Source organism: Corynebacterium sp. c24Ua_83 (assembly GCF_039907245.1).
Taxonomy (GTDB): Bacteria; Actinomycetota; Actinomycetes; order Mycobacteriales; family Mycobacteriaceae; genus Corynebacterium.
Map to the genome: position 1 here is coordinate 16,227 of NZ_JASBOI010000006.1, position 25,003 is coordinate 41,229.

Here is a 25,003-nt window from a genome sequence, read left to right on the forward strand (position 1 = left end):
CTGCACATTGAACCAGCAAGTTAAACCCAAAGCACACGCAGAACAACTTACGAACAACGCACGCAGAACCAGGTGAAACAGTTGACCAACCCAGCAGGCGACAACGGCGCAGGCACCCCCGCCGGCAACGAGGAAGCCACTCCAGCCACCAACTCCAGCAACGGCGCAACCGCATCCGAGGCCTTCAACTCTAAGGCGTGGCTGCAGCACTACACCCCGTGGACGCAGCACACCATCGACCTCGACGACCCGGCGGAAAACCCCGCAGGCTTCACCATTCCGGAGGTCTTCTGGCACGCGGTGGACACGATCGGCGAGCGCAACGCCTTTACCTTCTTCGGCAAAGTCACCACCTACGAGCAGTACGGCCGCCAGGTCGCCATCGCCTCCGCAGCCCTGGAGAAGCTCGGCGTGCAGCGCGGCGACCACGTAGCCATCGCTCTGCCGAACTGCCCGCAGGCCCTCATCGCCTTCTACGCAATCCAGAACATTGGCGCAGTCCCCACCCTGCACAACCCCCTGTACACCGCCGCCGAGCTCCGCCACCCCTTCAACGACCACGGCGCCAAGGTGGCTTTCTTCTGGGACAAGGTCGGCGACGTCGCCGAGGACCTCCGGCTGAACAGTCCCCTCGAAACGGTTATCGCCGTCACCCTCCCCGACGAGATGCCCGCCCCGCTGCGCTATGCCCTGAAGCTGCCGATCCCGAAGATCAAGGCCATGAAGGAAAAGCTCACCGGCCCGGCGCCCTCCGCCGTCTCCTGGAAGAGCTTCATGCGCACTGGCGGAAATGGCGAAAAGTGGCTGCGTGGGGGCGTCAATAATAAAAAGATCGACCCGACCGACCCGGGGCTGATCCTCTACACCTCCGGCACTACCGGCGAGCCGAAGGGCGCCGTGCTGACTCACCGCAACCTCATCGCGAACCTGCGGCAGGGCCAGGCCTGGGTGAAGGGCCTGGGCAAGGGGCCGAAGCCGGAAGTCATGCTGGCCGCGCTGCCGATCTTCCATGCATACGGCCTGACCATGAACATCACCCTCGCGCCGATGATCGGTGGCGAAATCCAGCTGCTGCCCGCGCCCGAAATGCCGCTGGTCATGCGCGTAATGAAGAAGAACATGCCCTCCTGGATGCCCGGCGTGCCCGCGCTCTACCAGAACATCATGAAGGAAGCGGCGAAGCGCGACATGCCGCTCTCCGGCATCCGCAACTCCTTCAGCGGCGCCAGCGCCCTGCCCGCAGAGACCGTCCGCGAGTGGGAAAGCTGCACCGGCGGCAACATCGTGGAGGGCTACGGCCTGACCGAAACTGCGCCGATCATCGCAGGTAACCCCATGGGCAAGGGCCGCGAGGGCTACATCGGCGTGCCTTTCCCCTCCACCGAAATCCGCGTGGCCAACCCCGACAATCCCGCCGAGACCATGCCCGACGGCGAGGCCGGCGAGCTGGTCGTCCGCGGCCCGCAGGTGTTCAAGGGCTACCTGAACCGCCCGGACGCCACCGCCGACGCCTTCCACGAGGACTGGTTCCGTACCGGCGACATGGCCGTCATGGAGTCCGACGGGTACCTGAAGATCGTCTCCCGCATCAAGGAGATGATCATCACCGGCGGCTTCAACGTCTACCCCGCCGAAGTCGAGGAAGTCCTGTGCGCGCACCCTTCCATCGAGCAGGCTTCCGTCGTGGGCGTGCAGCGCAAGGATGGGTCCGAGACCGTCGCTGCGGCTGTGGTTCTGGCCAACGGTGCTGTTATTGACGCCGACGACTTCCGCGCCTTCGCCAAAGAACGACTTACTGCGTATAAGGTGCCGAAGGTATTCCATGCATTCCAAGAGCTGCCTGCCGACCAGCTGGGCAAGGTGCGCCGGCGCGAGGTGCAGGAGCTAGTAGCAGAGAAAGAACAGGCCTAAAACATGCCGCTGAGCAGGAAAGACACCGTCGCCGCAGTGATCGTCACGCATAATCGCGTGGAATTGCTGGAAGCCTCGCTGCGCCAGGTTGCAAACCAGGAGGGCGCGGAGGTCGCGCACGTGGTGGTTGTGGATAACGGCAACGACCCGGCGGTGCGCGAGCTGGTGGAATCGGTGTGCGGGTCGCGGGGCCACTACGTGGGGTCCGCGACGAACCTGGGTGGAGCCGGCGGCTTCGCGCTGGGGTTCCTGACGGCTCTTTCCCTGGGCGCCGACGCGATATGGTGCGCCGACGACGACGGGCGCCCCGCCGACGCACACGTGCTGGCCACCCTGCAGGAAGTTGCGGAGCGCGAGGGGCTGGAGGAAATCAGCCCGGTGGTATGCAACATCGAGGATCCGGAGCGGCTGGCCTTCCCGCTGCGCCAGGGGTTGGTGTGGCGACGGACGCTATCCGAGCTGGAGGGTTCATTCTTGCCGGGTATCGCCAGCCTGTTCAACGGCGCGCTGATCAGTGCGCGGGCGATGGAGATAATTGGCGTGCCCGACTATCGGCTATTCATCCGTGGCGACGAGGTGGAGTACCACCGCCGCCTGGTCCGCAGCGGCCTGCCCTTCGGAACGTGCCTGACCTGCGCGTATCTGCACCCCGACGGCTCGGACGAGTTCAAGCCGATCCTCGGCGGGAAGATGCACACGCAGTACCCGGACAACGAATTCAAGCGCTACTTCACGTACCGCAACCGCGGGTACATCATGAACCAGCCGGGGATGCGCAAACTGCTGCCGCAGGAATACGCCCGCTTCGGATGGTTCTTCCTGGTGCAGAAGAAGGACCCGAAGGGGTTCGCCGAGTGGCTGCGGCTGCATGCGCTCGGCCGGCGCGAGCAGTTCCGTCGGCCGGGCCGCTAGCGCGGCGAGACGAGGCGGGGCGCGGGGTGTGCAACACCCCGCAGCGCGCCGAGCGCTAGCCCGCAGGCCTGCGCTCGCACCCGCCCGCGGATTTCTAAGCAACTTTTTAAGCGCACACACCGGCCAGGATTTTCCCTTTTACCCGGTCACAGGCGTAGTCTTAAGTGACTATCGCAGTGCCCCGAGCAGCACTTGAGCAGCCCTGGACCCCAGAGCTTCTGGACCCCAGCGCTCCTGGAACCCAAGGCAACACCCAAGCAGCTCTCCGGCGGCGCCGCCTAACACCACCTAACCGAGGATGAAGTTAGCCGAAGTGACCGTGTCCGAAACCCAGACCACCCCGAGCGCTGAGCCCACCAAGCCCGCTGACGACGCCGGCGTCAATAAGAAGAACGCCGAAGGGGCCGCCCCCTCCCGCGCGCACCGCCACCGCAACGTCGCGCGGCAGTTCATCCAATTCGGGCTCGTCGGCGCGTCGGGGTTTGTGGTCAACCAGGCGATCTTCGTGCTGTCGAAGAAGCTCGCAGAGGCCGGCTGGGACATTCACGTACAGGATGCCTTCCTGAACCTCCTCGGCACCCAGTACCATTTCCGCTGGTACCACGTGTTTTCCGTGGTTGCGTTCCTGCTGGCGAACATCTGGAACTTCTGCCTGAACCGCTACTGGACGTTCCGCCACGAGCCGAAGCGCGCCTGGTGGAAGCAGCTGCCGCAGTTCATGGCCGTGGGTGTATTCGGCCTGCTGATCACGCTGGTGGTCTCGACGGCGCTGGTGAATCCGGAGTCGCCGATCGCCCTGCCGCACGACATTTTCGATAACTCCACGGGGCTGCGCACGCGCGCGTACTGGGGCAACTTCATCGGCGTGATCCTGGCGGTGCCGGCGAACTTCCTGTTCAACAAGCTGTGGACGTTCCGCTCTGCGCCGCGCGAGGCCAGCCGGGCGGTGCGCGTGGTCGAGCCGCGGACTGGCGGTGCGGGTTCTGGCGCCGGTGATGCGGATGTCTAAGCCTTCTTTTAATGACGCTATTAATGACGCCCCCTCGCCCCAGCCAGGCACCGATCCCGCTGGGACCGGACACTCCAGTGGCGCCGGCACTGCTTCCGGTGCCGCGACCGGCGCTAGCAATGTCAGCGGGCCCCACGCGGTTTCCGGCGCCGCTGCCGACAATGCCACTGCCGGGCAGGGCGCGCGGGGCGGCGATAACTTTCAGTCTGAGCACACCACCCGGGCGCAGCGCATCATCCAGTCGCAGCTGGTGAAGTTTGTCCTGGTCGGAGGCTTCAGCGCCGTCGTAGACTTCGGCTCCACAACGCTGTTCACCTTTGCGTTCGGCTTGAGCGATGGCGTGGCGAAGGCACTGGGATTCGTGCTGGGAACCCTGACGGCATACTTCATCAACCGTCGGTGGACTTTCCAGGCGGAGCCGAGTGGGCGCCGATTCGCCATCACCATGGTGACCTACGGGCTGACCTTTATTGTGCAGTGGGGGCTGTACAAGGTATCGATCCCGTGGCTGGAGGGCTTCGACCTGAATGCGTTCTGGGTGCGTGCGATCAGTTTTGTGATTGCCCAGGGCACGGCGACGGTGCTGAACTTCCTGATCCAGAAGTTCCTCATCTTCAAACGCTAGCCGGGGTCCGCTCCACCGCACCCGGCTCTCCAACTCCGCTCCACCGCACCCGGCTTTCCAACTCTTCTCCGCCGCACCCGGCTCTCTAACTCTGCTCCGCCGCACCCGGCTTTCCAACTCTGCTTCGCCGCCTCCCTCCGGTCACTCCGGCCACTCCGGACTCTCCAGCCGCTGCCAGAGGCTTAAATGTCGGAAATGTTGCAATTTGTTATTGCGCACCATTTCCATTTTTGTAAATATGCAGGTCAGGGCGTTTTCCCGATTCTTCTCCGGCTGCGCCCAAAAACGTTTTGCAACTTTTCCGACATTTCGCGACAGGAACTGCAACTTTTCCGACAGTCAAGACCCCATGAAGCTCCGAAGGGCCGAATGTGCTCTCCAGAATGCTACAAATTCAACGCACAAACGCTGGCTGCACAAACTACCTCAGCAGCCCAGCCAAGCCCAGCGCAGGCCAGCCCGGCCAAGCTAGGCAAACCACAGCAGCAGCCCGGCCAAGCTAGCGCTGCAGGCCCAGCCCGGCGAGCAGCAGCCAAACTAGCGCTGCAGGACGAAGCGGTACATCTCCAAGCGGTCCAGCAGCGAGCACTGCGGAACCAAAGGAACCGCCTGGTCATCGGGCTGAGGCTCCCACTTGCACGCTCCCACCTGCGCCAAGATGCGCCCGGTCCGCCGTGACAGCCACTTGATCTCGCTGGCACTGAGGGCGTCAGTACCCAAGGCAGTATCCGTCGGCGGCAGCTTCGCATCCGCGCGCGTGAAGCCGAGTGCCGACATGAAGGCCTCGCTGACCTCGTCGACCTCCGAATCCACCAGCGTAGACAGCGCGATGATCCGCGCCCACGCAGCCGCGCGCCCGATCTTGCTCTTCTCGATCGGCGCATCGGCCAGCAGCTCGGCGGCGTGCTCGGTGACGTTCGCCGGCCGCTCCAAGTCCAGCGCCTGCAGCAGCGGAATGAACTCGTACAGCGCTCGCTCGTGCAGAAGTTCCCGCAGCTCAGGGTCAGTTTCGGCGAGGATCTGCTCGACGGTATCCTCGCCCGCCAGCGCCACGTTCACCTCCGTGACATCCACCCGCGCCGGAATGCCCGCAGGGTGCAAGTGCGCAGCGAGCTCGTCTTCCTGATTCTTATTGACGCCACCCGCCTCAGCCGCATCCTCCTCCGTATCGGCGAGGAAGTCCGCGGCCAGGAGCACTGCTTCGGCATCCGGCTCGCCCGGCGCGTCGAAGGAAGCGTCTAAGGGGGAGCCGGTGGGGATGAGCTCGATTTCCTCGTGGCGGGTGGTGGTGTCTGTGACGTTGACGCTGAAGTCGTAGCGGCCTACCTTCAGCACGCCGATGGTCCCGCGGCGGAAAATGTCGCCGAGAGCAGTGCCAATGGAGTTTGCGCCCTTGGCGTAGACGCGCACGCGGCCGGCGGTGCGGGCGCGGAAACTCCAGGTTGGCTCGGTGGTGGTGTCGGCGGTGGCGGGAGTTTCAGTGTCGGCGCCCGCACTGTCAGCGCCGGGAGTTTCAGTGTCGGCGCCCGCACTGTCAGCGCCGGAAGTCTCAGCGCCGGCGGGCGCGTCGGCGCCGCGCTCCGCCCGCGCGACGTAGCGGGTGGGGTGCGCCTCGGGGACTCGGTTCACGGATTCAGGCCAGTCGAAGCTAGTGAGGATCGCCTCGGCGAAATCGGCCACGCTCATGGCGCCGGAAACGCTGAGCAGGCGGGAGTACCTTCCCACGCCCGGGAAGTGGTGTTCCACCACCACGGTGAAGACAGTGGTGTGAGCTCCGGATTTCTTGCTACTCCCCGCCCCCGGTGTGGACATAATCCCCACGCTTTCCTGCACTTCCGCCCCCTCGGCGCTAACCCCCTCAGCTGCGCTGTCTGCCGCTCCCCCGGCGTTAGCCTCCGCCCCGTCGGCGCCATCGCGCCGGGAGGTGCGGATTTGCGACAGGGAGATCACGCTGCCGCCCGCGATCGGTGCCTCCGTGACCTGCGCCTCCATGGCCTGTGACTCCGCGGTCTGCGCCCTTTCCGGCGCATCCGCGGCCTCCGCGCCGCCGTTCACCTTCGCTCGCGCAGCAGTGGAACCGCCGGCTGATTCATAGCCCCCGGCGGCTCCATAAAGCGATGAGCGATTCATGCATCTAAGCGTAATGGCGCCCGGCTAACCTCGCTGGGCGAGAACCAGCGGAAGCGGCTGAGCAGTCACAAACTCGCTGATCACAGGGCCAAGTCGGCGGACTCGCAACTTATCGAATGCGTTGTACTGGGCGATCCAACCGCGCAGTGCGGCGGCCTCCTGTAGAGCCGCCGCCACGGCCTCCCGCTCGGCTGCGCTGCCACCCCCGTTATCCGCACTATCGCTCCCGTCGGCAGCGCCCGCGCTCTCCCCGGCGCGGCTTCCGGCGCACTCATCCGCGCCTTCCCCAGCGCGTTGACTAGCACCGCTGCCAGCCACGCCAGCCTCGGCTTCGCGGAACTCCTCCAGCGTGCGAAAGCTCCCCCACGCCGGCTGCTTCTTCCCCGGGAACTCGTCGCTGAAGTGCTGCTTGGCGGAGGTGAGGGCGTCATTAAGAGCGACCTCCGTGGCCGCCACATCAACCAGCGCAACGTCACTCGGCAGCACCTTCGCCGCTTCCTCGTCGCCCACAAACAGCACGGGATAGCGCAGCAAGGCGGCGAGCATGGCCGCGCGGTCGTCGGTCCCCTCAATCCAGTCCGCGCTGGCGGCGAAGCCGTGGATGCCCGAGCCATCGATCAGCCAGGCGCCGGAAAAATCTCCAAGCTGCACGTCGGGGTCGGTTTCCACCTGCCAGATGGCGAAGGTGGGATCGTCGGCGGGGCCTGCGGCGGCCACGACCATGATCGGGTCGTAGCGGACGGGTTCGGGCGCGCCGGGGGCCGCGGTACTCGCGGCAACATTCGACTCGGCGGCAGTGCTTTCAGGGGCAGTTGTGCTCATCGCTATTGGAGGTTACCACCGACTATGATCTTCCCCATGGCTGTTTTTGATAGGTTCCCCGCCGCTGCGAAACTTTTCAAGCGCTCCAAGCTCTCCCCCGCCGAGCAGGAACACAGGAGTGCACCGGTGCGAGTCGGTGGCGTCGGTAAGGAAAGCAGCTACGAGGCCTCCACCCGCACGAACCTGCCGCTCAACGAGTTCATGACGCGCCTCATGGCCCAGGAACTGCCCATCCTCGACAGCACCAGCCGCCAGCGCGTGCGCGACATCCTGCGCGAATACGACGGCCCCACCATCACCGAGCCCGAGGAACTGCCGGAGGAAATCCGCCAGATCATGGAGCTCTACTAGCTCTCTGCTAGCTCGCACTCGCCCTTTCTTAGTGACGCCGCCCACACCGCAACTGCGAAAACGCTGGCAACTTGAGCCCCACGCGGCGCCGCGCCCAGGGGTTGTCCCACCCGGGCGCTAGGGTAGAGAACATGGAATTGCACACCAGCACTCGTACCCTCACCGGGTGGGGTCGCACCGCCCCCACGACCGCCGAAGTTCTGTCCACACAGGATGTCGACCAAATTGCCGCCGCCGTCGCGCGCGTGGCCGACGATAACGCGGATAAGCCCAGCCACCTGCAGCGTGGCGTGATCGCCCGCGGCATGGGCCGCAGCTACGGCGACCCGGCCATGAACGCCGGCGGGCTCGTCATCGACATGCAGCAGCTGAACACGATCCACAGCATCAACCCCGATACCGCCCTCGTGGACGTGGATGCTGGCGTGACGCTGGACCAGCTGATGAAGGCCGCCCTGCCCCACGGCCTGTGGGTGCCGGTGCTGCCCGGCACCCGCCAGGTGACCATCGGCGGCGCTATCGGCCCGGATATCCACGGCAAGAACCACCACTCCGCGGGTTCCTTCGGCAACCACGTCCGCTCCATGGAGCTGCTGGTGGCCGACGGGCGCGTACTGCACCTGACCCCGGAGGGCTCCGAGGACGACCCGGAAGGCGAATTGTTCTGGGCCACCGTCGGCGGCATGGGCCTGACCGGCATCATCCTGCGCGCGACCATTGAGATGACGAAGACGGAGACCGCGTACTTCATCGCCGATGGAGACATGACGCACTCCCTGGACGAGACCATCGCGTTCCACTCCGACGGTTCGGAGCACAACTTCACCTACTCCTCCGCCTGGTTCGACGCGATCAGCCCGGAGCCGAAGCTGGGCCGCGCCGCGATCTCCCGTGGCTCCCTGGCAACCCTGGACCAGCTGAAGGAGTACGCGCCGAAGCTGGCGAAGGATCCGCTGAAGTTCAAGGCCCCGCAGCTGATGACCGTGCCGGACATCTTCCCGAGCTTCACCATGAACAAGCTGTCCATGGTGGCCATCGGCGAGCTGTGGTGGCTGAAGTCCGGCGAGTACCGCAACCAGGTGCAGAACCTCACGCAGTTCTACCAGCCGCTGGACCTCATCGGCGAGTGGAACCGCGGCTATGGTTCCAAGGGCTTCCTGCAGTACCAGTTCGTCGTGCCGACGGAGGCCGTGGAGCCATTCAAGGAGATCATCCGCGACATCCAGCGCTCGGGCCACTACTCCGCACTGAACGTGTTCAAGCTGTTCGGCGAGGGTAACAAGGCTCCACTGAGCTACCCGATGCCGGGCTGGAACGTCTGCGTGGACTTCCCAATTAAGCCGGGCCTGGGCGCCTTCCTGGACGACCTGGACCGGCGCGTGATGGAGTTCGGCGGCCGCCTGTACCTGGCCAAGGAGTCCCGCACCTCCGCCGAGAACTTCCACAAGATGTACCCCGGCCTGCCCGGCTGGCTGGCCACCCGCAAGCGCATCGACCCGACGGGGGTTTTCGCCTCCGACATGTCCCGCCGCCTAGAGCTCTAACTGCATAGAGCTTTAACTGCACAGCGCTTTAACCCGAAAGAGAGTCACAATGATTGATGCCGTTGGCAAACCCCAGTCCATCCTGCTGCTCGGCGGCGCGTCCGACATGGGCCTCGCCGTCGTCGAGGAGTTCCTCTCCCGCGGCCCCGCGCGCGTGATCCTGGCCGCCCGTGATGGCGAGTCTTTGGATGACGCCACCGCACGCATGAACGCCGCCGGTGCCAGCGAGGTCGTACCCGTCTCCTTCGACGCAGTGGACTTCGATTCCCACCCGCAGGTTTTCGAGGAAATCTTCAGCCACGGCGACGTGGACCTGGCCATCGTTGCGTTCGGAATTCTGGGCGATAACGAGAAGCAGTGGACCAACCAGAAGCTGGCCGTGCAGGCCGCGCAGGTGAACTTCACCGGCGCCGTCTCCGTCGGCGTGCTGCTGGCGGACTACATGAAGAAGCAGGGCCACGGCCAGATCGTGGCGTTCTCCACCGTTGCAGGTGAGATGGTCCGTCGCTCCAACTTCGTCTACGGCTCCACCAAGGCCGGCCTGGATGGCTTCTACCGCATGCTGAACGAGGCTCTGCGCGGCACCGGCGTGCGCGTGCTGACCGTCCGCCCGGGCCAGGTGCGCACCAACATGACCAAGGACCTGGACGACGCGCCGCTGACAGTGGACAAGGAAGACGTGGCTAAGGCCATCGCTAAGGCCGTGGATAACCGCAAGTCCCTGATCTGGGTGCATCCCCTGTTCCGCCCGATCATGCTGATCCTGAAGCACCTGCCGCTTCCGATTCTGCGCAAGCTGCCGCTGTAGCTGTAGTTCTCGGGAGCATTGGTCAACTGTTTTACCAGTGATGAGGGTTTACGCTTCGCGCATGGACGGGCGGTATGCCAACCTCCTTGATGTCGTGACCAGAACAAGTCTCACTGGTAACAACGGCCTTCTTCACCCGTGACAGCGCGAACCAACGGATCGCTGATCGTAGACGGCACCATGCGACCAGATACCAACGCCCGTCGGTGAAAGCGAACAATACCGGTTCAACATCGCGGCAGCTTTCAACCCCCTCGCTGGTGACGTACTGAATTCGAACCACTTTTTGGTCTGTCATCGCTTGCTCCAATACAGAGCGTGTAGTCCTCAACGAAGTGGCAGAGGGATTAACCCATACACGCTCAGCTAGTCGCTCAGCTTGCTGTCTCGTACGAGGATCAAGAACGTCGACGATTTTCTCTGCCGCCGTTGTTGCCAGGTCGGCATACGGCGCATCAGTCGACACGCTCGCAGCCAACAAGGCCATTGCCTCCGTCGGGGACAATCGAACCGGGGGAAGCGATGCACCCGGGACCAGGCCATATCCACCGCCAGGGCCAGGGCGCGACCAGATGGGCAGTCCGGCGCTTTCCAGCGCAGCTAGGTCACGCTTGATGGTGCGGACCGACACCTCAAACTCGCTCGCCAGGCGCTCAGCACTGGTTCCGCGGGAGCCACTACGCCGCAAAACATCCGTCAGAGCGTGAAGACGCTCGGATCGCTTCATGGAAATGCCCGTTCAAAATTCATGACGTATATAGTGACACACTGCTGTCCAACAGCACTGACATGATGGCACCATGACATCAAAACAGCAGGAAAAGACCCCTCCCGTGATAATCCTGATCGCGGGCCATTGGCTTGGGGCATGGGCATGGGACGAAGTCGCCGAACAGCTGACATCCAACGGCATGCACGCCATTCCGATCACTCTTCCCGGCCTCGACGATCAAGACCCACAGCGCGCGAACAGGACTCTCGATGAGCAAGTCGTGGCAATCCAATCAGTAGTCGACGCGCAGGGAGGCAATGTAGTTCTCGTCGCGCACAGCGGTGCTAATGCTCCGGTCAGTGTCGCTATCGACCAACATCCAGAACTGATCCGGCGGGTTGTGTGGGTGGACTCGGGTCCAGTCTTGCCAGGTAGCGTCTTCGCCCCAGATCTCCCCGAGTCGGTCGCGGAGGTGCCCCTGCCTTCCTTCGAGGAGCTCGGCCAACAGGCCAGTCTTGAAGGCCTTAGCGCAGAGCACCTACAGTGCTTCCGCGAGAAGGCCGTCGCCGAACCGGGACCTGTCATGCGTGCAGCTGTCGAACTAACCAATGATGGCCGCTTCAGCGTGCCGACCACGATGGTGTGCTGCTCTATACCAAGTGAGCAGGTACTGGAGTTGGCCGAAGAGGGACACGCAATGTTCGCCGAAGTGGCCCGGCTCGACAATATCGACGTCATTGATCTTCCCACGGGGCACTGGCCGATGTGGAGCTGTCCCGAGGCATTGGCCAAAGTAATCGGCCACGCTGCGGGGCAACCTGCCCGATCAAGTTTCTAGTTCTTCGGCGCGCCCGGGTGCGCGGATTCCCGCGCATCCAGCTTCAGAAACGCCGAGGCCACCATCAGCACCACCGAGGCGAAAGCCGCCACCAGAAATGCCACATGGATGCCCTGGCCCACCACCTGCGCCTCCACCAGCGCAGGATCCGTGGCACCCAGACCCGCCAATTCCTCCGCATTGCTAGAGGCGTACCGCGTGGAGGCGAAAGTCATCACAGCCACGAAGATTGCCGTTCCTGCGCCACCGGCAACCTGCTGGAAAGTATTCAAGATTGCCTGCGCGTGGGAAGCCAACGAGTCCGGAACGGCCGCCAGGGCGTTGGACATAAGGGGCGTCATCATCAAAGCAATGCCCAAGTTCAACACAACCGTAACAAGCGTGAGCTGCACAAACGCCGGCCACGTGCCGGAACCAACCCAAGAAAACAGGTGCTCCGTCTGCTCCAGGGCGGCAAAGCCCATCATGCCGATGGTGATCAAAATGCTGCCCGAGATGATCAGCGGACGGGTACCGCGCGCGTCGTAGGCACGGCCGACCGCTGGGCCCAGCAGCCCCATGACCAGGCCGCCGGGCAGGGAAACCATGCCGGTCTTCAGCTCCGACAGGCCGGCGACGTTCTGCGCATACAGCGGCATCAGAATGATGAAGCCGAAGAGCATGGAGAACGTGAACAGCAGCAGCCCCAGCGAGAGGTTGTACTCGCGCACGCGCAACGGCTGCAGGTTCAACAGAGGAGTGGCACCCGGCTTAGAGCTGCGCTCCAGGGAACGCTGGCGAAGGAAGAACACCGCCAGGATCGCCGCACCCACGGCCAGGATGATCAGGCGCTGCACCGGCACGCCATCGGCCAGCTCCGACAGGCCGGCCAGGCCGTACACCAGCCCCGCAAAGCCGAACGCGGAGAGGAAGACGGAGAGCACGTCCAGAGTAGGACGGCTCGGCTCCTCGAAATTCTTCACCAAGAACAGGCCCGCGACCAGGGCGATCAGCACCAGCGGGGCGACGAGGATGAAAATCCAGCGCCAGCCCAAAGCCTCCAGCACCACGCCGGAAAACGTCGGGCCCAGCGCCGGAGCCACCGCAATAACCACTGAGACCAGGCCGAATACCGCACCGCGGCGGTTGATGGGAACCAGCCGGATGATGGTGGTCATCAGCATCGGGATCACCAGCGCCGTGCCGCTGGCTTGGATCACACGCGCCAGCAGCAGGATCGGGAACGTCGGCGCTGCGGCCGCGAGGACTGTTCCGACCAGGAAGGTCGTCAACGCCGTCGCGTAGATCGAGCGCAGGCGGAAGCGCTGCATGATGTAGCCAGTCATCGGAATGACCACGGCCATCGTGAGCATGAATGCTGTGGTCAGCCATTGCGCTGCATCGGCGGTGACGCCAAACTCTCCCATCAAAACGGGCAGGGCCACGGACAAGGTGGTCTCGTTGAGGATCACCACGAAGGCCGCGGCGACAAGCACGCCGATCAGGAGCTTGGCGCCGGGCGCGGGCTCGCCGGGAGGGACGGAGTGCTCCGCGCGGTCGGAGTTGGTGGCGTCAGAAATAGATTCTTCAGACAAAAGTATCCCTCCACGATGTAAAAGGCGGGCGCATCGGTGCACCCGCGAACCTTGGATACTTTACACCAGGTTTGCTGGCCGCAGAGGGGTGAGAGGTGCCCGCAAGGCAGGCGGGCCCGCCAGGTAGAGCGGGGTGGGCGGGTTAGCGCTCCAGTTCGCCCTGAGCCTCGCCAGCACCGTCGCCGTTGCCCTCGCCCTGCTCGAGGGCGTTCGCACCGTTCTCGGCGTTCACCTGGGCGCGGATTTCCTCCAGACGGGAGCTGGCGCGCATGTCGTTACCAGCGGATTCGATCTCGGACATGCGGCCCTGCACGGAGTTCTCGACGAGCTCCTGGCTGCCGAGCGCCTGGGCGTAGCGCTGCTCGATCTTCTCGCGCACGCTGTCCAGGGTCGGCACGTCATCGTTCTGCACCAGGCCATCCATCTGCTGCATGGAGTTCGCGGTGGCCTCCTGCATCTTCGCCTGATCCACCCGGGAACGCAGCTGGTTGATCTGCGCCATCTGATCCTCGAGGCGGGCGGCGGACTGCTGCTGTTGCTGCTGCGCCTGGCGGGCGGCCTCTTCCGCACCGGAGTACAGCTGCTTGGTCTCCTCAAGCTGCTGCTCGACCGTGACCAGCTGGGATGCGAACAGTTCGGCTGTCTGGTTCAGCTCGTTGGCCTTGGCTCGGTCGCCATCGGCCGCGGCCTTGTCGGCCTGCTGGATGGCGGTGCGGGCGTTGCCCGAAAGCTTCTCCGCATCCTGCTGCAGGCGGTTCATCTTCATTTCCAGCTGGTTGCGGTTACCGATCACGCGGGCTGCGCTTTCGGAAATCTGCTGGTGCTGCTTGCGGGCCGCTTCCGTGGCCTGCTGGATCTGCACATGGGGATCCGCGTTCTCCTCGATCTTAGTGTCGAGGGACTGCATCAGGTATTTCCAGCCCTTAGAAAATGGATTCGCCATGGGAAAACTCCTGTGTCGCTATGTAGTCGGTACTTAGTCGGGATGTAGTGGTTTGTTTAAGTTAACTGCATCCCAGCGTACTGACTTTCCGCGTAGCGCACGGGGCGAAAGCGGGAGCGAGGCTCCGCGCGGGCCACGAAGTGCCCGCGTGAGGCCGATCGGGCTGTTAGCGCGCCGCTAGCGCGGGTACAGGTGAACCACCGGGGCATTCATATCCCGCCCGGTCAGGTGCATCAGGTCCAGCTTCACTTGTTTCAGGGAGACGACCTCCATCACCGGGTCCGGGATCGGCGCCTCGCTGAGCACCAGACCCAGCTGGTGCAGCACATCCCCAGCACCAGCGGAAATGTCCACCTTCACCGGGACCGTGGAGATCTCGGCCAGCGCGGGCACGGCCTCCAGGGACGTAGCCTCCACCACGACGGGGCCTTCGATCACGTAGGTCTCCACATCCGGGCCGGTCTGCATCAGCCCGTCGCCCCACTGGCCGGGCAGTCTGATCTGCAGGTTCTTGATCTCCAGCCGGTCGCCGGTGATGCGCAGCAGGTCGCGGCCGCCCTGCTCCGTACCCACGGAATCCACGCCGATGTGCACGTTCCCCTTGAAGGTCACGTTATCTGCGGTGACCTGGCCGACGTCGCCCACACGCGCGGGCTGGGCCACACTGTACGGGGCATTCGCATTCAGGATGCCCACGCCGGTGGCGATCCCCACAGCCACCAGCAGGGCCGCCACTGTCGCGGAGTATCCGCCGTCGGAGCCCCCGTCCTTTTCCTTGCCCTCGCCCCGGGCCTTCTTCGGCTTCCGCTCCCCCGACTCCCACGCCAGCGCGAACGCCCCACCGAAAATTCCCAGCAGTGAACCCAACAAGAACCCGCCGATGTTGGAAGCCGGCAACGCCACCAGCGATATCAGAATAGCGAAAACCCCCAGGTAGGGAGCCGTAGCAGGCTTCAGCCAAATACCCAGCGCGAACATGATCTGCGCGGCGCCCAGGAATAGCGTGGAAACCCCCGACAGCGTGGAGATCATTACCAGTAGGTCGGAAATGCGCAGCGTCAGATACGCGGGCGTCATAATCACAACACCCGAAAGCAGCACCAACAGCCCCGGCACGAACGGTCGGTTGCGGCGCCACTCGGCGAAGCGCGCTAACCGTCCTTTAGCAGGCATTCTCGGTTCCTCGGCGCACGCTCGCCTCCACTCCGGAGACATTTAGCTGCTTCGCCCCTACCGACGTGGCAATGATCTTCTCCGCCACGACCTGCACGTTCTTCGACTGCAGACCCCAGGCGTCGTTCGGCGCTTCGGGGTTGACCTGGCTGGCGTCAATACCAAGGTTGGGGTCGGCCATCCGCAGGCTGCCCTTGATGTCGGTGGAGCCCACGATCAGATCGTCTGCATCCACGCTGTTCTGTCCGTTGGCGCGCAGCGAAAGGGTGGCCTCGCCGACGGCGGGAAGGTTCGGCACGGTTGTGGAAAGGCACAGGTCAGAGGCCTTCGCCTGCTTCATCTTCACGCGCGCGACGGGCAGGTGATCGTCGCCCTTCGTGTCGTTATCCATGAACAGGGAGAAATCCTGCCCGGACAGGCCGCCGATCGTCACGGTGAAGAAAGAGCCGGAAAGCGCCAAGTTCGCAGAGATTCCGCCCTTCGCCACGGCCATTCCGGTACCGGCGAAGCCGACCAGCCCGGCGGTCAGCGCCACTGCGGCCTTCTTGCCGTTGATCCGTCCCATTCTTCGTGCCTCCTGTTGTAAAGCCCTTACGCATTATCCCCGCAGTGGCACCGTTGCGCGAATCGCCGTTCTTTTTATTGACGCCCTCTAGGCCGCGTCCGCCCGCGCCCCAGCGCAGGCCGTGCGAATCCGCGCTGCACACGCGGGATCTGCGTAGCCTGGGGAACATGGACGTTGCATGCTACTCAGCCCCCGGCGCCGGCGAGGCGCTGGAAAAATCCACAATTTCCCGGCGCGACCTGCGCCCCAACGACTGCCTAATCAAGATCCGCTGGGCGGGCATCTGCCACTCGGACATCCACACTGTAAATGGAGATTGGCCGCACGATAACTTCCCCATGACCCCCGGCCACGAGATCATCGGTGAGGTCACCGAGGTGGGCGCGGAGGTGCAGAACTTCCGCCCCGGCGATGTGGTCGGCATCGGCTGTCTGGTGGATAGCTGCCTGGATTGCGATGCCTGCCGCGAAGGCGACGAAAACTACTGCGAGAACGGCTCGACCGGCACATATAACGCGCCGGATCGCATCGACGGCACGATCACGCAGGGCGGTTATTCCACCCACATCGTCTGCCGCGAGGAGTTCCTGGTCCGCATCCCGGAGGCCTTCGCAGACCTGGAGTCTGATGCCGCCGCGGCGGCCACTCCCCTACTGTGCGCTGGGATTACTACGTATTCCCCGCTGAAGCACTGGGGCGTGGGCGAAGGTTCCCGCGTGGCGGTGGTCGGCATGGGCGGCCTGGGACATGTGGCGGTGAAGCTGGCCGCGGCGATGGGCGCGGACGTGACGGTGCTCAGCCACTCAAAGTCCAAGGAGGCCGACGGCCTGGCCTTCGGCGCCAGCCGCTACGTCGCCACCAAGGAGGAGGACTGGCACAAGCCTTTTTCTGCGAACTTCGACCTGATCATTAATACGGTCAGCGCGCCGTTGGACCCCGCGCCGTTCATTTCCACCCTGGCGCGCGGCGGAACGATGGTGATGCTGGGGCTGCCGCCGGAGAAAATGCAGATCAGCGCTGGTGCGCTGATCGGTAAGCGCCGTTCCGTGGCGGGCAGCGCTATCGGTGGTATCCGGGAGACTCAGGAGATGATTGATTTCTGTGCAGCCCACGGCATCACCGCAGAGGCGGAGGTCATCCCGGCAGAGGAGATCAACACGGCATACCAGCGCGTGTTGAATTCGGACGTGCGCTACCGCTTCGTCATCGACGTCAACACGCTGTAACGTACGCCGTAGCGCGGGGGCTTGTAGCGCGAGCGCTTACTGCGCCCCGCCCTGCTCGGCCTCGATCTGCTTGCGAACCTCGTCCATGTCCAGCTCCTTGGCCTTGGCGATCAGCTCGTTGATGGCCTTGCCCGGCAGCAGGCCGGATTCGCGAGCCAGCAGCACTCCGTCGCGGAACAGCATCAGCGTCGGGATCGACTGGATCTGCAGGGCTGCGGAAAGCTCCTGGTTGGCTTCGGTATCCACCTTGCCGAACACGGCGTCCGGGTTCTCCTCGGAGGCCTGCTCGAAGATCGGGGCGAAGCGCTTGCACGGACCACACCAATCTGCCCAGAAGTCCAGCACGACGATGCCGTCGCCCTGCACGGTTTCCTGGAAGTTCGCTCCGGTGATTTCAGTGGTCGCCATTTCTTTCCCTTCGGGTTGATTGCTTCGTTCAAAGCTTGTCGCTGCTTTGTCGCTGCTTTGTTACTGCGCACCGTTAAAAGGGGCGTGTATGTTTTTCCAACATTACGCAACGCTCGCTTTATTCCGCGTTAGAGTTCTCACTATGTCTATTTATGACGCCAACGCGAATCCGTCTAGCACTTTCAAACTGTACAAGAATCTTGCGAAGAAGCCGTTTGGCAACGGTCTGTTTTCGCTGGCAGCCAGCGCTAAAGCGCCTTACTTCCTGACCGTACAACCGCGCCTGCAGGAACTGCGGCCGGGCTACTGCCAGGTGAAGTCGAAGAAGTGGTGGCTGCTGAATAACCACATCGGAACCTTCCACGCCATTGCGGCCTGCAATGTTGCGGAGTTCGCGATGGGGATGCTGGCTGAGGCGTCCATCCCCAACACGCACCGCTGGCTGCCGCAGGGTATGCGCACGAAGTACCTGAAGAAGACGAAGGGCAGCCTGACTGCCACCGCGACGGCCGAGCTGCCGGACTTCGAGAAGATCACCAAGGAATCCGGCGGGCAGACCGTGCCGGTGAAGATCCATTTCGCCGACGATGAGGGCAAGGAATCCACCTACGTGGAGATCGACATCTGGGTGACTGCCAAAAAATAGTAGATGCTAGACGCTGCCGCGTAGGTCGCGGCAGGCTAGGCGCCCGCGAGCGTCGCCCCGCCCCAGAGCGCAGGGAAGAATACCGCGCAGCAGGCGACGGTCATCGCCACCACGCCGACGATGCGGCGGGTGGGCTGCGGCCGAGTGAAGACCTCCACCATCACCGTGGAAAACGTGGTGAAACCACCGGCCAAACCCACTCCTACCAGGGGGAATAGGATGTCCTGGGTCGCGGTCGTCGCGCCGGGAGCGCCGGCGCCCGCTGGTTCAGCCAGCTCGCCAATTCCCGCCGCGTGCTGCGAAGTGAAGCCAAGGACCAGGCCCAGCAGGGCGGTGCCGAGGAGGTTCACCACCGCCAGGCTCCACAGGGGTGCCCAGCCGCGCCGGGACTTCAGGTAAGTATCCAGGCCATAGCGGGCGGCCGCGCCCGTTCCGCCGCCGACGGCGACAGCCAGCAGCTCCACGAGGGTCGCTCCGGTGCTCATCGCGTGCCCCCATCCCCCGGCGCGGCCTCCGGCTCAGCACCGGTGCCGCTGTCTGCTTGGGCTGCACTGCCCCCGTGCCGCAGCCGCGCCAGCTCATGCAGATCCCGCCCGAGGCGCAGGCCCATCGCAGCCGCAAGTAGGCCAAGTACCAGCGTGATCAAACCGTAGGCTCCCCCGATGAGGACGGCGGTAGTTGAGTCGGTGGGGGCGTCAATAGCCGCAGCGAGCGAGCTAAACGACGTGAATCCGCCGAGCAGCCCCGTGCCCCAAAACGCGCGGCGCGGGTGGGCGGATTCCGGGATCATACCGACCAGAAGGCCCAGCAGGAGCGCCCCCAGGACGTTGACCACCAGCAATGCAATATCCCCGAGGGGGATTCCGCCGGTGACGTTCAGCGGAGCGGCCGCGCCGCGGACGCGCGTCGGGTCGCCGAGCGCGGGGATCCAGACGGTCAGCGCCCAACGAAAAATCGCCCCTAGCGCGCCGCCGAGGAAAACCAGGGCGATGGGCGGGAGGCGTTTCATGGGTGCAATATTACCCAGGCGGCCGGGTTAGGTGGCCAGCCGGGCAGGGCCGGGTTAGGCCTGCTTGACGGCGGAAATGTCGAAGTTCAGGGTGATCTTCTCGGAGACGAGCACGCCGCCACCGTCGAGGGCGGTGTTCCACTCCAGGCCGAAGTCGCGGCGGTTGATGCTGGTGGAGCCCTCGAAGCCGACGCGGGTCTGGCCCCACGGGTCCTGCACCTCGCCGGTGAAATCGAACTCGATGGTGACGGGCTTCGTGACGTCCTTGATGGTCAGGTCGCCGGTGATCTTGATGGCGGTCTCGCCGGCGGCGGTGATGTCCGTGGAGGTGAAGGTGATGTGCGGGTACTTCTCCGTCTCGAAGAAGTCGCCGGAGGTCAGGTGGCCGTCGCGGTCGGCATTGCGGGTATCCACGCTGTTCACGTCGATCTTGACGTCGATCTTTGCGCCTTCCAGGTTCTCGCCGGAGGTGGCGGTGCCCTCGAAATCGGTGAACGCGCCGCGGACCTTGGTGACCATGGCGTGGCGGGCGACGAAGCCGATCTCGGAGTGTGCCGCGTCGATCTGGAAGTTGCCGGAGTAGTTGTTGACGTTCGTCATGTTGAGCCTTTCGTTAAGTCTCTGGGTAGATATTTCGGTTGATGTTCTCGATTGGTGTTTTCCGTTGGCGTTCTCAGCCAGTGTGGTGCGCTCTATGCGGCGCTGGCTCCTACCCTATACACTTTTAGTTGATGTATCAACAATATTGACTGATGTGCGATAATGGTGCACATGACACAAGAAAACACCTCTTCTCCGCAAGATGCGGATGCCAACGCGGGAACCCCGTGGCTGAGCAGCCGCGAGCAGCAGGTGTGGCGAGCGTGGCTCAACGCCCACATCCAGATCAATGCCGAGCTGGCGCAGCAGCTGGCGGCGGAAACTTCCCTATCGCTGTCGGACTACGAGGTTCTAGTGCATCTTTCGGAATCGCCGAACCACCAGCAGCGAATCGTCGCGCTGGCGAACATGATGCAGTGGAGCCGTTCGCGCTTATCGCACCAGATCACGCGCATGTCGAAGCGCGGTCTTGTGCGCCGCGAAACTTGTGACGCCGACGGGCGCGGGGCCTATGTTGTCCTTGAACCCGCAGGTCTCGACGCGATCACTACTGCCGCGCCCGGCCACGTGGCAAAGGTGCGCGAGCTGGTATTTGACCGGCTGACCGACGCGGAGATTGAGCAGTTCTACTCGATCCTGGCGAAGCTGAACGAGCAGCATTAGGCGCGGCGCGGGGGCAACGAGCGGCCCACTGAGCAATGCGCGAGCCCCCCGGGGCGCGAGGCGCAGGAGCACCAGCACGCGGCTGCCCCGCGTGACACTTAAGGCATGGGGCTGATGTCGCGGGCCATGTCGGAGAACTTGGAGAACTGCAGCTGGTTGGCCACCGTCACCGTGCCAATGGGACCACCACGGTGCTTAGCGAGGATAATGTCCGCCTCGCCCGCGCGCTCGTGGTCCGGGTTCTGCGAATCCGGGCGGTTAATCAGCATGACCATGTCGGCATCCTGCTCCAGCGAACCAGATTCACGCAGGTCAGAGACACGCGGAAGCGCATCGTCACCACGGGACTCCACGCCACGGTTCAGCTGCGAGATCGCAACGACCGGCACGTTGACCTCCTTGGCCAGCAGCTTCAGCTGGCGGGAGAACTCCGAGACCTCTTGCTGGCGTGATTCCACTCGCTTGCCGGAGGACATCAGCTGCAGGTAGTCCACCACGATCAGCTGCAGATCCACCTGCTGCTTCAGGCGGCGCGCCTTCGAGCGGATCTCCATCATCGTCAGGTTCGGCGAATCGTCAATGTAGATCGGCGCGTCCTCGATCTCGCCGATGCGCACGGTCAGGCGGTCCCAATCGTCGTCGGTCAGCTTGCCGCCGCGCATGGAAGCCAGGCGCACCTCCGCCTCCGCAGAGAAGATGCGCATCATGACCTCGGACTTGCTCATTTCCAAGCTGAACAGCGCCGATGCCTTGCCGTGCTGGATCGACGCCGACCGCATGAAATCCAGCGCCAGCGTGGACTTACCCACACCCGGGCGGGCCGCCACAATCACCATCTGGCCGCCGCGCAGACCATTCGTCAGGTCATCCAGGTCGGCAAAGCCGGTGGGGATGCCCATCTCCACGCCATCCTGGCTCTCTAACTGCTCGATCTCCCCCACTGTGGAGGCGACCAGTTCCGCGAAGACCTCGTAGTCCTCCTTCGCGGCATCGTTGGTGATGGCGAACATCTCCTGCTGCGCGCGGTCCACCACGTTATCCACGTCCGCACCCTCGGTGCCCGCATAACCCAGCTGCACAATCGTGGTACCAGCCTGAACCAGGCGCCGCAGCGTGGCCTTTTCCCGCACAATCAAGGCGTAGTAGCCGACGTTTGCCGAGGTCGGAGTCTTCTGGACGACGCTGTGCAGGTAATCAGCGCCGCCGATGAAGCTCAGCACGCCATCGCGGTCCAGGCGGCCACTGACGATGACCGGGTCTACTTCCTTACCCTCGCCGTACAGCTGAAGTATGGCGTCAAAAATAGTCTTGTGCTTCGGCACGTAGAAGTCATCGCCAACGAGGACCTCCACGACATCCGCAATGGCGTCCTTATCCAGCATCATGCCGCCGAGCACGCCCTGCTCGGCTTCCGGGTTCTGCGGCATCTCGCGGACAATCTGCTGAGCGCCGCCGTGACTGCCCTGGCCGCCACGGCCCCTGCGACCGCCCTGGAAACCCCCGCCGCGACGACCGGAGGACTCGAAGCCGCCCGCTCCCCCGGCGCCCGAGCCGGCACCGAAGCCACCTTCCGAGCCGGCGCCGAAGTCGCTGGGGTTGCCGAAATCGTCGAAAGGTTCCTCCGGCAGCGGGGCGCCGTCGTCGAAGTTCATGCCTGCATTCTTGGTCATGCCGACCACTTTAATGGCAGCGCGGGACAACCCCTAAGCGGCAATACAGAACGAGTTATCCACAGGTCTTGTGAATATACTTGTGGACAAAATGTGCATAACCCACAATCCCCCAGGATGGCTTGTGGATAACTTGTGGATAGCCAACGCTCTCACCTGCGCCTTTCACTATTTCTGCAGGTCAAAGGCGTGTGACTGGCGTGAAAGCTTCTCTCTTCATCGGTGGATAACTTGGGGATAGACAAACCCGCAGGCCAGGCGATTACGGTCAAACAAACCCCCAGGTCGCCTAAATCCTTAAATTATTCACACTTTATTCACCGCCATAACCGCTAGCCCGGTCGCCTTTCCGGCCGCCATGTAGATCAGCGCTATGACTCCCACTACAGCCACCGCCTCGACCGCTCCCTGCTCCCACCCGCGCGCCTCCAGCCCCCACACGTACGCCCTTCATGTTCGGTTTCCTAAGGGGAAGTAAAATATGGGTTTTCCTACACACTGCACAACCTTGGAGTACGGTGTGCCTCATGAATCCCACACCCACCGACCCAACCACCAGCTCCTCCGCCAACCCATCCACATCCACCCTCCCCGCGCTAACGGAAGCTACCGCTGAGCGCCCCCTCGACCTCCTCATCGTCGGCGCCGGCCTCTCCGGCATCGACCTCGCCTACCACGTCAACAAGAACTTCCCCGGCTGGAACTGGGCCGCCGTGGACTCCAACTACGACGTCGGCGGAACCTGGGCCACCTTCCAATACCCCGGCATCCGCTCGGACTCCGACATGGCCACGTTCTCCCTCCCCTTCAAAAAGTGGCCACACAAGGGCACCCTCGGCTCCGGCAAGCAGATCCGCGACTACTGTCGCGAAGCTGCCCAGGAAATCGGCATACTCGACCGCCTGCAACTATCTACCTGGGTCGAATCCGTGAACTTCCACACCGACCGCGGCCTCTGGGAGGTCACCATGCGCGTCGGCCGCCCCGGCCACGCAAACTCCGAAGGCACCGACGGCTCTGACTCTGCCGCCTCCGCCAACCCCGAGCAGCCGACCATCACCACGTGGACGCGCCGCCTCCACTTCGCCACCGGATACTACCGCCATGCTGAAGGGTTCACGGCGGAGATTGAGGGCGTCAATACCTTCGAAGGCACCGCCCTGCACCCGCAGCAATGGCCCCGCGACCTCGACGTGCGCGGCAAGAAGGTCACGGTGATCGGCTCCGGCGCGACGGCAATTACGCTGGTCCCGGCGCTGCACGCGATGGGTGCGGACGTGACGATGCTGCAGCGCACCCCCACCTACATCGCGCCGCTGCCGGAGACCGACACGATCAGCTCCCTCGTCGGCCTGGGCTTAAGCACCGAGCCCGGCAAATTCGGCCACCGCCTGGCGCGCACCCTGCACATCGGCCGCGACATGGCGCAATACCACCTGTGCCAGACCTTTCCCAGCATCGCGAAGCTCGTCTTCCGCGGCTGGAACCGCCTTTACCTGCCCGCCGACGAGGTCCGCCGCAACTTCACTCCCCCATACGGCCCGTGGGACCAGCGCGTCTGTAAGTCCCCCGGCGGCGATTTCTTCAAGGCTGTGCGCGGCGGGGCGAAGGTCGTCACCGACCACATCGAGCGCGTCGACGCCGGCGGAGTGCGGCTGCGCTCCGGCGGGTACATCGAGGCTGATGTCTTGGTGATCGCCACGGGACTACAACTTCTTGCTTTTGGTGACGCCAACTTCTCAGTCGATGGCGCCCCAGTACCCACCGAATCTCTGGTGGCTTATCGTGCCATGATGGCTAATCGACTGCCGAACTTCTCCTACACCATCGGGTACCTGAACCAGTCGTGGACGCTGCGCGCGGACATGACCTCGCGGTACTTGGTGCAGCTGTGGAAGGACATGGATTCGCGCGGCGAGCAGTGGGCGTGCCCGGTCCTGCCCGACGGCGAGCCCGCCGACCTGCCGCTCCTGGAGATGTCCAGTGGCTATATCCAGCGCAGCGTGGGGACTCTGCCGCGCCAGGCCGCTGGGGATCCGTGGCGGATGGAGCACGACTACATCAAGGAGCGCCGTACCTACACCAGTGCGGACAATACCCACGACATGGCCTTCGGTGTGGAGGCGCTGGAGGCGGCGGCTCCGCTGGCGGCTGGCGTCGGAGGCGGAGGGGCCGCTGAACTGCGGGTTTAGCACTTGCGCTGGTACTTGGGGCGCCGTGTGTGTGCTGGAATGCGGGTTTAGCAGCTGCGCCGGTACCTGGAGACACCGAATGTCCGCTGAGCTTCGCAGGTTGGGGTCGGCACAGAGCCTCCTGGAACTACAGGGAGCGCCCCAGGGGCTCTGGCAGACCGGCGGAGCGTGAATCCTGAGTTGCAGAGCCTTAAATGTCGGAAAAGTTGCATTCTGTTATCGCAAACCATTTGCAATCTTGCAAATATGCAAGTCAGCGAGTTTTCTTTGGTTCTCGGTTCCGGTGGCAATTTTAGTTTTGCAACTTTTCCGACATTTAGCCCTACGAAGTGCAACTTTTCCGACATTTAAAACCACCTACTGCAGTATCCCCAGACATTGACTGCCCCCTACTGCAACTTCCTTAGCAATTAGCGCCACTGGCGATGGCTGCCAGGTAAAAGGGCCAGGCAATACGGTCAGGCAGTATGGCCTGACTATGCAGCCAGGCAGTGTGGTCTAGCAGTGGCCGGGCAGCCGCCGAGCAGTACCCAGGCAGTGGCCGAACATCAGAAACCGGGCAACGGAAAAGGCCCCACGCACGAATGCGTGGGGCCTCAACCTGCTGTTGTCTAAGTTAAGTTTTTCTGGTGCGTTATAGTCGCACGCGCATCTTCGCAGCTCAGCGGCTAA

Annotated in this window: 24 protein-coding genes; 12 read left to right on the forward strand and 12 right to left on the reverse strand. The window is 63.7% G+C overall.

The features are described from left to right. The first annotated feature begins 72 nt into the window (after nucleotides 1-72). From QKE30_RS05855 to QKE30_RS05870, 4 genes are all read left to right on the forward strand, one after another. On the forward strand, nucleotides 73-1,911 hold the full coding sequence (locus QKE30_RS05855) for a long-chain-fatty-acid--CoA ligase (protein ID WP_239200792.1): 1,839 nt from the start codon (nucleotides 73-75) through the stop codon (nucleotides 1,909-1,911). A gap of 3 nt (nucleotides 1,912-1,914) precedes the next feature. After that, nucleotides 1,915-2,823: a glycosyltransferase family 2 protein gene (locus tag QKE30_RS05860; RefSeq protein WP_347934326.1), complete on the forward strand. Its 909-nt coding sequence runs from the start codon at nucleotides 1,915-1,917 to the stop codon at nucleotides 2,821-2,823. A 298-nt stretch (nucleotides 2,824-3,121) separates the two neighbouring features. Next, a complete protein-coding gene (locus QKE30_RS05865) occupies nucleotides 3,122-3,832 on the forward strand; it encodes a GtrA family protein (RefSeq protein ID WP_239200797.1) in 711 nt (236 codons plus the stop codon). Beyond that, nucleotides 3,825-4,457 (forward strand): GtrA family protein, encoded by a 633-nt coding sequence (locus QKE30_RS05870; RefSeq protein ID WP_239200799.1) that lies wholly within the window; start codon nucleotides 3,825-3,827, stop codon nucleotides 4,455-4,457. Before QKE30_RS05865 ends, QKE30_RS05870 begins: the two co-directional genes overlap by 8 nt. A 537-nt stretch (nucleotides 4,458-4,994) precedes the next feature. Here QKE30_RS05870 and QKE30_RS05875 read toward each other — a convergent pair. Next, nucleotides 4,995-6,587, reverse strand: coding sequence for a hypothetical protein (locus tag QKE30_RS05875; protein ID WP_347934327.1), 1,593 nt, complete (start codon nucleotides 6,585-6,587; stop codon nucleotides 4,995-4,997). Between the two features lie 24 nt (nucleotides 6,588-6,611). Beyond that, on the reverse strand, nucleotides 6,612-7,409 hold the full coding sequence (locus QKE30_RS05880) for a hypothetical protein (RefSeq protein WP_239200803.1): 798 nt from the start codon (nucleotides 7,407-7,409) through the stop codon (nucleotides 6,612-6,614). A gap of 24 nt (nucleotides 7,410-7,433) precedes the next feature. Here QKE30_RS05880 and QKE30_RS05885 point away from each other — a divergent pair, with 24 nt between their 5' ends. The 3 genes from QKE30_RS05885 to QKE30_RS05895 all read left to right on the forward strand — a co-directional run bounded on the left by QKE30_RS05885 (nucleotide 7,434) and on the right by QKE30_RS05895 (nucleotide 10,112). After that, nucleotides 7,434-7,760 (forward strand): hypothetical protein, encoded by a 327-nt coding sequence (locus tag QKE30_RS05885; protein WP_035003588.1) that lies wholly within the window; start codon nucleotides 7,434-7,436, stop codon nucleotides 7,758-7,760. A gap of 131 nt (nucleotides 7,761-7,891) precedes the next feature. After that, entirely contained in the window at nucleotides 7,892-9,304 is a 1,413-nt protein-coding gene (locus QKE30_RS05890) for an FAD-binding oxidoreductase (protein WP_297666370.1), read from the forward strand. 49 nt (nucleotides 9,305-9,353) lie between these two features. Then, nucleotides 9,354-10,112, forward strand: coding sequence for a decaprenylphospho-beta-D-erythro-pentofuranosid-2-ulose 2-reductase (locus QKE30_RS05895; protein WP_239200815.1), 759 nt, complete (start codon nucleotides 9,354-9,356; stop codon nucleotides 10,110-10,112). A gap of 31 nt (nucleotides 10,113-10,143) precedes the next feature. On the opposite strand, the gene QKE30_RS05900 is transcribed toward QKE30_RS05895, so the two are convergent. Then, entirely contained in the window at nucleotides 10,144-10,839 is a 696-nt protein-coding gene (locus QKE30_RS05900; protein ID WP_347934328.1) for a YafY family protein, read from the reverse strand. A gap of 73 nt (nucleotides 10,840-10,912) precedes the next feature. On the opposite strand from QKE30_RS05900, the gene QKE30_RS05905 reads away from it, so the two are divergent. Beyond that, nucleotides 10,913-11,662, forward strand: coding sequence for an alpha/beta hydrolase (locus QKE30_RS05905; protein ID WP_347934329.1), 750 nt, complete (start codon nucleotides 10,913-10,915; stop codon nucleotides 11,660-11,662). Here the strand turns inward: QKE30_RS05905 and QKE30_RS05910 are convergent. The 4 genes from QKE30_RS05910 to QKE30_RS05925 all read right to left on the reverse strand — a co-directional run bounded on the left by QKE30_RS05910 (nucleotide 11,659) and on the right by QKE30_RS05925 (nucleotide 15,917). Then, entirely contained in the window at nucleotides 11,659-13,236 is a 1,578-nt protein-coding gene (locus tag QKE30_RS05910; protein ID WP_255717210.1) for an MDR family MFS transporter, read from the reverse strand. The genes QKE30_RS05905 and QKE30_RS05910 overlap by 4 nt on opposite strands. A gap of 142 nt (nucleotides 13,237-13,378) precedes the next feature. Next, on the reverse strand, nucleotides 13,379-14,179 hold the full coding sequence (locus QKE30_RS05915) for a PspA/IM30 family protein (protein ID WP_347934330.1): 801 nt from the start codon (nucleotides 14,177-14,179) through the stop codon (nucleotides 13,379-13,381). A 177-nt stretch (nucleotides 14,180-14,356) separates the two neighbouring features. After that, a complete protein-coding gene (locus tag QKE30_RS05920; protein WP_347934331.1) occupies nucleotides 14,357-15,352 on the reverse strand; it encodes a DUF6114 domain-containing protein in 996 nt (331 codons plus the stop codon). Further along, nucleotides 15,342-15,917 carry a DUF6230 family protein gene (locus QKE30_RS05925; RefSeq protein WP_347934332.1) on the reverse strand — a complete coding sequence of 192 codons (576 nt, stop codon included), beginning with the start codon at nucleotides 15,915-15,917 and terminating at the stop codon, nucleotides 15,342-15,344. Before QKE30_RS05925 ends, QKE30_RS05920 begins: the two co-directional genes overlap by 11 nt. A 167-nt stretch (nucleotides 15,918-16,084) precedes the next feature. On the opposite strand from QKE30_RS05925, the gene QKE30_RS05930 reads away from it, so the two are divergent. Then, complete coding sequence (locus QKE30_RS05930; RefSeq protein ID WP_347934333.1) at nucleotides 16,085-17,143, forward strand: NAD(P)-dependent alcohol dehydrogenase; 1,059 nt, start codon at nucleotides 16,085-16,087, stop codon at nucleotides 17,141-17,143. A 36-nt stretch (nucleotides 17,144-17,179) separates the two neighbouring features. Here the strand turns inward: QKE30_RS05930 and trxA are convergent, their stop codons facing one another. Next, nucleotides 17,180-17,551: a thioredoxin gene (gene trxA / locus QKE30_RS05935; protein WP_034985479.1), complete on the reverse strand. Its 372-nt coding sequence runs from the start codon at nucleotides 17,549-17,551 to the stop codon at nucleotides 17,180-17,182. A gap of 142 nt (nucleotides 17,552-17,693) precedes the next feature. Here trxA and QKE30_RS05940 point away from each other — a divergent pair, with 142 nt between their 5' ends. Then, entirely contained in the window at nucleotides 17,694-18,197 is a 504-nt protein-coding gene (locus QKE30_RS05940) for a hotdog fold domain-containing protein (RefSeq protein ID WP_347934334.1), read from the forward strand. Between the two features lie 35 nt (nucleotides 18,198-18,232). Here QKE30_RS05940 and QKE30_RS05945 read toward each other — a convergent pair whose 3' ends face one another. From QKE30_RS05945 to QKE30_RS05955, 3 genes are read right to left on the reverse strand one after another with little or no spacing between them, the layout of a single operon-like run. Next, complete coding sequence (locus QKE30_RS05945; RefSeq protein WP_347934335.1) at nucleotides 18,233-18,682, reverse strand: CrcB family protein; 450 nt, start codon at nucleotides 18,680-18,682, stop codon at nucleotides 18,233-18,235. Further along, a complete protein-coding gene (locus QKE30_RS05950) occupies nucleotides 18,679-19,206 on the reverse strand; it encodes a CrcB family protein (RefSeq protein WP_347934336.1) in 528 nt (175 codons plus the stop codon). The genes QKE30_RS05945 and QKE30_RS05950 overlap by 4 nt, the downstream gene beginning before the upstream one ends. Before the next feature lie 54 nt (nucleotides 19,207-19,260). After that, nucleotides 19,261-19,806: a YceI family protein gene (locus tag QKE30_RS05955; protein WP_347934337.1), complete on the reverse strand. Its 546-nt coding sequence runs from the start codon at nucleotides 19,804-19,806 to the stop codon at nucleotides 19,261-19,263. 171 nt (nucleotides 19,807-19,977) lie between these two features. Between QKE30_RS05955 and QKE30_RS05960 the strand changes: the two genes are divergently transcribed. Further along, nucleotides 19,978-20,469, forward strand: coding sequence for a MarR family winged helix-turn-helix transcriptional regulator (locus tag QKE30_RS05960; RefSeq protein WP_347934338.1), 492 nt, complete (start codon nucleotides 19,978-19,980; stop codon nucleotides 20,467-20,469). A 98-nt stretch (nucleotides 20,470-20,567) separates the two neighbouring features. Here QKE30_RS05960 and dnaB read toward each other — a convergent pair whose 3' ends face one another. Then, nucleotides 20,568-22,139, reverse strand: a complete 1,572-nt coding sequence (dnaB, locus tag QKE30_RS05965) for a replicative DNA helicase (protein WP_239200837.1) — start codon at nucleotides 22,137-22,139, stop codon at nucleotides 20,568-20,570. Between the two features lie 527 nt (nucleotides 22,140-22,666). Here dnaB and QKE30_RS05970 point away from each other — a divergent pair. Further along, the gene (locus QKE30_RS05970) at nucleotides 22,667-24,331 is read left to right on the forward strand and encodes an NAD(P)/FAD-dependent oxidoreductase (RefSeq protein WP_239200838.1); all 1,665 of its coding nucleotides are present in this window, start codon (nucleotides 22,667-22,669) and stop codon (nucleotides 24,329-24,331) included. Nucleotides 24,332-25,003: the final 672 nt, after the last annotated feature.

What these genes read in the sequence shown, in the direction of transcription:
- QKE30_RS05860 (WP_347934326.1), top strand. Translation starts at nt 1,915, where the DNA reads ATGCCGCTGAGCAGGAAAGACACCGTCGCCGCAGTGATCGTCACGCAT.
- QKE30_RS05865 (WP_239200797.1), top strand. Translation starts at nt 3,122, where the DNA reads ATGAAGTTAGCCGAAGTGACCGTGTCCGAAACCCAGACCACCCCGAGC.
- QKE30_RS05870 (WP_239200799.1), top strand. Translation starts at nt 3,825, where the DNA reads ATGTCTAAGCCTTCTTTTAATGACGCTATTAATGACGCCCCCTCGCCC.
- QKE30_RS05875 (WP_347934327.1), bottom strand. Translation starts at nt 6,587, where the DNA reads ATGAATCGCTCATCGCTTTATGGAGCCGCCGGGGGCTATGAATCAGCC.
- QKE30_RS05880 (WP_239200803.1), bottom strand. Translation starts at nt 7,409, where the DNA reads ATGAGCACAACTGCCCCTGAAAGCACTGCCGCCGAGTCGAATGTTGCC.
- QKE30_RS05885 (WP_035003588.1), top strand. Translation starts at nt 7,434, where the DNA reads ATGATCTTCCCCATGGCTGTTTTTGATAGGTTCCCCGCCGCTGCGAAA.
- QKE30_RS05890 (WP_297666370.1), top strand. Translation starts at nt 7,892, where the DNA reads ATGGAATTGCACACCAGCACTCGTACCCTCACCGGGTGGGGTCGCACC.
- QKE30_RS05895 (WP_239200815.1), top strand. Translation starts at nt 9,354, where the DNA reads ATGATTGATGCCGTTGGCAAACCCCAGTCCATCCTGCTGCTCGGCGGC.
- QKE30_RS05900 (WP_347934328.1), bottom strand. Translation starts at nt 10,839, where the DNA reads ATGAAGCGATCCGAGCGTCTTCACGCTCTGACGGATGTTTTGCGGCGT.
- QKE30_RS05905 (WP_347934329.1), top strand. Translation starts at nt 10,913, where the DNA reads ATGACATCAAAACAGCAGGAAAAGACCCCTCCCGTGATAATCCTGATC.
- QKE30_RS05915 (WP_347934330.1), bottom strand. Translation starts at nt 14,179, where the DNA reads ATGGCGAATCCATTTTCTAAGGGCTGGAAATACCTGATGCAGTCCCTC.
- QKE30_RS05920 (WP_347934331.1), bottom strand. Translation starts at nt 15,352, where the DNA reads ATGCCTGCTAAAGGACGGTTAGCGCGCTTCGCCGAGTGGCGCCGCAAC.
- QKE30_RS05925 (WP_347934332.1), bottom strand. Translation starts at nt 15,917, where the DNA reads ATGGGACGGATCAACGGCAAGAAGGCCGCAGTGGCGCTGACCGCCGGG.
- QKE30_RS05930 (WP_347934333.1), top strand. Translation starts at nt 16,085, where the DNA reads ATGGACGTTGCATGCTACTCAGCCCCCGGCGCCGGCGAGGCGCTGGAA.
- trxA (WP_034985479.1), bottom strand. Translation starts at nt 17,551, where the DNA reads ATGGCGACCACTGAAATCACCGGAGCGAACTTCCAGGAAACCGTGCAG.
- QKE30_RS05940 (WP_347934334.1), top strand. Translation starts at nt 17,694, where the DNA reads ATGTCTATTTATGACGCCAACGCGAATCCGTCTAGCACTTTCAAACTG.
- QKE30_RS05945 (WP_347934335.1), bottom strand. Translation starts at nt 18,682, where the DNA reads ATGAGCACCGGAGCGACCCTCGTGGAGCTGCTGGCTGTCGCCGTCGGC.
- QKE30_RS05950 (WP_347934336.1), bottom strand. Translation starts at nt 19,206, where the DNA reads ATGAAACGCCTCCCGCCCATCGCCCTGGTTTTCCTCGGCGGCGCGCTA.
- QKE30_RS05955 (WP_347934337.1), bottom strand. Translation starts at nt 19,806, where the DNA reads ATGACGAACGTCAACAACTACTCCGGCAACTTCCAGATCGACGCGGCA.
- QKE30_RS05960 (WP_347934338.1), top strand. Translation starts at nt 19,978, where the DNA reads ATGACACAAGAAAACACCTCTTCTCCGCAAGATGCGGATGCCAACGCG.
- dnaB (WP_239200837.1), bottom strand. Translation starts at nt 22,139, where the DNA reads ATGACCAAGAATGCAGGCATGAACTTCGACGACGGCGCCCCGCTGCCG.
- QKE30_RS05970 (WP_239200838.1), top strand. Translation starts at nt 22,667, where the DNA reads ATGAATCCCACACCCACCGACCCAACCACCAGCTCCTCCGCCAACCCA.